This is a genomic window from Streptomyces sp. NPDC004752 (assembly GCF_053601275.1).
Genome location: NZ_JBSGBN010000267.1, coordinates 1 through 3,945 on the forward strand (window position 1 = coordinate 1; position 3,945 = coordinate 3,945).

General features: G+C 68.6%; 1 protein-coding gene and 1 pseudogene. Both read left to right on the top strand.

Translation table 11 applies throughout. The features are described 5' to 3' along the window. The coding region (locus tag ACWEKM_RS46055) for a phosphopantetheine-binding protein (RefSeq protein ID WP_451627289.1) at nt 1-714 on the top strand (714 nt) is incomplete at its 5' end. Nucleotides 715-794: 80 nt separating this feature from the next. After that, nucleotides 795-3,945, top strand: a pseudogene (locus ACWEKM_RS46060) (type I polyketide synthase); the annotation flags it as partial.

A 3,945-nucleotide genomic window follows, 5' to 3' on the forward strand; every position in this document is an offset into this window, starting at 1 on the left:
CTCGCGCCGATCTCTTCCGCGGACGCGATGGCCTGGTTCGACGCGGCCCACACCACGGGCGAGGCGGTGCTGGCCGTCACCGGACTCGACACGAGTGCCCTGCGCAACCAGCACCCCGACACCACACCCCCCATGCTGCGCGGCCTCGTCCCCACCGCTCCCCGGCGGCGATCGGCCGCCGCGAGCGGACCCGCCGAGGAGGAGTCGCTCACCCAGCGCCTGGCCGGCCTCTCCCCGGCCGACCAACAGCACACGCTCAGCGATCTCGTACGGACGCATGTCGCCGGAGTGCTCGGACACGCCGACACGAACGGCATCGCGGGGGACCGGGCCTTCCAGGACATGGGCTTCGACTCGCTCACCGCCGTCGAACTCCGCAACCAGCTCAATGCGGCGACCGGACTGCGGCTGCCCACCACCCTCGTCTTCGACCACCCGTCCCCCGACGCCCTCGCGGCCCATCTACGGGACCAGTTGGGCTTCGACGAGTCGTCGGCGGACGTGTCCGTACTGGCAGAGCTCGACCGCATCGAGGAGGCGATCCGCAGCAGCGACGGAACCGCAGACTCCGGCCACGAGCGGATCACCGCCCGACTGCGGGAGCTGCTGGAGCTCGCCGCGAAGGCCGGAAGCGCTGCCGAGGCCGACGAGTCCGAGGACCTCGACTCCGCCACGGACGAAGAGCTCTTCGCCCTCCTGGACGACTTGGAATGACCGCGCCCCCGCCACCGGGGGCAGCACCCCGACCCGCATCCCTGACCACTCCATCCCGGGAAAGCTGAGAGCACGTGGCTGACGAGGAAAAGCTCCGCGAATATCTCAAGCGGGCCATCGCCGATGCACGCGACGCGCGCAAGCGCCTGCACGATGTCGAGGACAGGCAGCATGAGCCGATCGCCATCGTGGGCATGGCCTGCCGCTATCCGGGAGGTGTGAATTCCCCGGACGAGTTGTGGCGGTTGGTGTCGGACGGTGTGGACGCGGTCGGTGAATTCCCGGTCAACCGCGGCTGGGATCTGGATGAGTTGTACGACCCGGACCCGTCGCAGGCGGGCACGTCTTACACCCGTCATGGTGGATTCCTTTACGATGCCGACGAGTTCGATCCGGAATTCTTCGGGATGTCGCCGCGCGAGGCGCTCGCCACCGACCCCCAGCAGCGACTGCTGTTGCAGACGGCGTGGGAGACGTTCGAGAGCGCCGGGGTCGATCCCGAGACGCTGCGAGGCAGCCGTACCGGCGTTTTCACCGGCGTCATGTACAGCGACTACGGGTCCCGACCCCACCTTCCGCCCGAGGACTTCGAGGGATACCTCTTCAGCGGCAGTGCCGGGAGCATCGCATCGGGACGACTGGCCTACACGTACGGCCTTGAGGGCCCGGCGGTCACGGTCGACACGGCCTGCTCGTCCTCCCTGGTCGCACTGCATCTCGCGGCCAACGCGCTACGGCGGGGCGAGTGCGATTTCGCCCTGGCGGGCGGCGCGACGGTGATGTCGACCCCGGTCGCCTTCGTCGAGTTCTCCAGGCTCCGTGGTCTGGCCGCCGACGGCCGGTGCAAGTCGTTCTCGGCTGCTGCGGATGGTACGGGCTGGTCGGAGGGTGTGGGTCTGCTGTTGGTGGAGCGGTTGTCCGATGCTCGGCGCAAGGGGCATCGGGTGCTGGCGGTCGTGCGGGGCAGTGCGGTCAATCAGGACGGTGCGTCCAATGGTCTGACAGCGCCGAATGGTCCTTCGCAGGAGCGGGTGATCCGCCAGGCGTTGGCCAATGCCGGTTTGTCGGCTGTGGACGTGGATGCGGTCGAGGCGCACGGTACCGGTACGACGCTCGGAGACCCGATCGAGGCGCAGGCGCTGTTGGCCACTTATGGCCAGGAGCGTCCGGAGGGCAGGCCCCTGTGGCTGGGGTCGTTGAAGTCGAACATCGGTCATGCTCAGGCTGCTGCGGGTGTCGGTGGTGTGATCAAGATGATCGAGGCCATGCGGCACGGTGTTCTGCCCAGGACCCTGCACGTCGATGAGCCGTCGCCGCATGTGGACTGGGAGGCCGGGGCCGTACGCCTCCTCACGGCGGCCCACGACTGGCCGCGGACCGAGGCGCCCCGACGCGCTGGTGTCTCCTCCTTCGGATTCGGTGGCACCAACGCGCATGTCATCATCGAGCAGGCCGCCTCCGACGCCGATGCGGGGACCGAGGACGCTCCCCCGGCTCCGTTGACCACGATCCCGTGGCTCCTGTCCGGGCGGGACCAGAAGGCTCTGCGCGGGCAGGCCGAGCGGCTGCACGTTCACCTGACGGCGAACCCGGAACTGTCCTTGACGGACGTCGGGTTCTCGCTGGCGACGACCAGGGCCGCCCTGGAACGCCGTGCGGTCGTCGTCGGTGAGGATCGTACGGCGCTGCTGCGAGGTCTCGACGCCCTCGCACGCGGGGAAGACGTACGAGGCGGAAGCTCTGCCGTCGGCGGGAAGACCGCGTTTGTGTTTACGGGGCAGGGGAGTCAGCGCCTGGGTATGGGGTGTGAGTTGTATGAGCGGGTGCCGGAGTTTGCGCGTGTGTTTGATGAGGTGTGTGGTGTTCTGGATGGGGAGTTGGGGCGGTCGTTGAAGGAGGTTGTGTTCGGGTCTGTTGATTCGGAGTTGTTGGATCGGACGGCGTTGACGCAGCCGGCGTTGTTTGCGGTTGAGGTGGCGTTGTTCCGGTTGGTGGAGTCGTGGGGTGTGCGGCCGGATGTTGTGGCTGGGCATTCGGTCGGTGAGTTGGTGGCGGCTCATGTGTCTGGTGTGTTGTCGCTGGGGGATGCTGCGGTGTTGGTGGTGGCGCGGGCGCGGTTGATGCAGGCGTTGCCGGCTGGTGGGGCGATGGTGGCGGTGCAGGCGGCCGAGGCGGAGGTTCTGCCGCTGCTGTCGGATGGTCGGGTGGCGATCGCTGCGGTGAACGGGCCTCGGGCGACGGTGGTGTCCGGTGATGAGGATGCGGTCGTCTCCGTGGTTGAGCAGTTGGAGTTGCTGGGGTGCAGGACTCGTCGTCTGACGGTGTCGCATGCGTTTCATTCGCCCCGTATGGACGGGATGTTGGAGGAGTTCCGGGAGATCGCCGCCGGACTGACCTACCACACCCCCCGGATCCCGGTCGTCTCCACCGTGACAGGTCGCCTGGCCGAAGGCGATGAGCTGCGCTCGCCGGACTACTGGGCTCGACAGGTTCGCGAGGCCGTCCGCTTCGCCGACGCGACCCGCACCCTCCAGTTGGAAGGAGTCACCACTCTGCTGGAGCTGGGCCCCGACGGTGTGCTCTCGGCCCTGGTCGGCGCCACCGTCGAGGACGGGGCGGCCGCCCAGGACGCCGTGGTGTCAGTACCGGCCCTGCGTGCCGGACATCCCGAGACGGCCACCCTGGTCTCGGCCCTCGGCCGACTCCACACCCGGGGCGTCCCGGTGGACTGGCGCGCGTTCTTCGCGGGCAGCGGAGCCCGTCGCGTCGACCTGCCCACATACGCCTTCCAGACCTCGCGCCACTGGCTCTCCGCCGCCGGCGCGTCGGCCGACCCCGGCGGTCTGGGGCTCACACCGACCGGTCACCCCCTGCTCGGTGCGATGCTGCGCCCGGCGGACGGCGGCGACCTGCTGTTCACCGGCCATCTGTCGACCACTGCGCATCCGTGGTTGGCCGACCACACCATCCAGGGCACGACGCTCTTCCCCGGTACAGGTCTGTTGGACCTGGTCCTTCGGGCGGCCGAAGAGGTCGGTCTCCAGCGAATCGAAGAGCTGACGCTGACCACCCCGCTGGTGCTGCCGGAGCGCGGTGGTGTCCAACTCCAACTCATCGTCGGCGAACCGGACGAGAGCGGTGCCCGGGGGGTTGTTGTGTATGGGCGTGTGGAGGGTGATGAGGGTGGGTGGAGGGTGCATGCCGGTGGTCGGTTGACCGCCTGGGTGGGTT